The following is a 1,210-nucleotide window of genomic DNA, read 5'->3' on the forward strand; positions in this document are numbered from 1 at the left end:
AGGCCCTCATAAAGGAAGAGCTCGGCGAGTACCTTACGGCGACTCCCTGCGACGGCGACGTCTTCGATGGCTCGATGGACGGAGAACCCATACAGCTGGTGTATGACGATGGCTACACACGCCTTGTCACGTACAGCAAGGGCAACCTGCAGCAGGCGGCCTACGAGTATGCCAAGCTCATGCCGAACTACTATCTGTATCCGTGCGACGCAAACGGAAACCTTACGGTAGAGATTGATGAGAACAACCCGCGCGAGAACTCCGTCGACGGTCGAATGGTAACGAATTTGATTGTCGATTACGGAGTGGATGAAGTCGATGCACAGCTCTGTGCCGACTCGACCAATCTGCGCTCAGTGCGCTTTGAGAACAGCTCCATTTCTAAAATTGGACTGCACGCCTTCTATAATTGCCCGAATCTCACCGATATCAGCCTTTCCGGCATGACCATCGGTACCATCGGGAAAGAGGCATTCTATGGCTGCAAGTCGCTTACGAGCCTGAATATCAACGAGACCGCCACCATCGGCTCGATGGGCGAGGCTGCTTTTGCCGGGAGCGGGCTGGTTTCGACGGGACTCGACAAGATTGTTGGCCTCACATCGATTCCCGACAGGGCCTACGACGGCTGCAAAGCTCTGACCGATACCGGTCTGGACAAGAACACCTCCATTACATCGGTTGGCGTTTGCGCGTTCAGACACTGCTCGAGCCTTGCTACCACGGGGCTCGAGAGCAATACAACAGTCGAAACGCTTGGCCACACCTGCTTCTATGGCACCGACTTGAGTGGCGGGCTGACGCTTCCCTATAACTCCAAGATCGAGGAGCTGCCGGACAAGGCGTTTTGCGACACCAATCTCGAGACCGTATTTCTTGCCTGCAACCATGCGGTGCTCATTAACACCGACACGTTTCCCAAGTACAACATGACGGTTATGGTCCCCGCAAAGATGATTCCAAAGTATGCTAACGGGCATCCCAAAGCTGTTTGGGAGAGGTGCAATGGCTGCCTACCCGTCCCGGTGGGCAAGGTGCTCAAGAACGTTGAAATCTCGCACGATCCTACCAACATGACCTATGAGCCCGGGGACACCATTTCGCTCGAGGGGATGAGCGTCGAGCTCGATTACCCGCATTCGGTATCGATTTGGAACTACGAGGCCCTCATAAAGGAAGAGCTCGGCGAGTACCTTACGGCGACTCCCTG

General features: G+C 55.1%; 1 protein-coding gene. It reads left to right on the top strand.

Annotated elements, in window-relative coordinates; translation table 11 throughout:
* A partial coding sequence (locus I2D41_RS02810; RefSeq protein WP_195363473.1) for a leucine-rich repeat domain-containing protein occupies window positions 1-1,210 on the top strand: 1,210 nt, incomplete at both ends.

Source organism: Collinsella aerofaciens (assembly GCF_015552075.1).
In the GTDB taxonomy this organism is placed as follows: Bacteria; Actinomycetota; Coriobacteriia; order Coriobacteriales; family Coriobacteriaceae; genus Collinsella; species Collinsella aerofaciens_Y.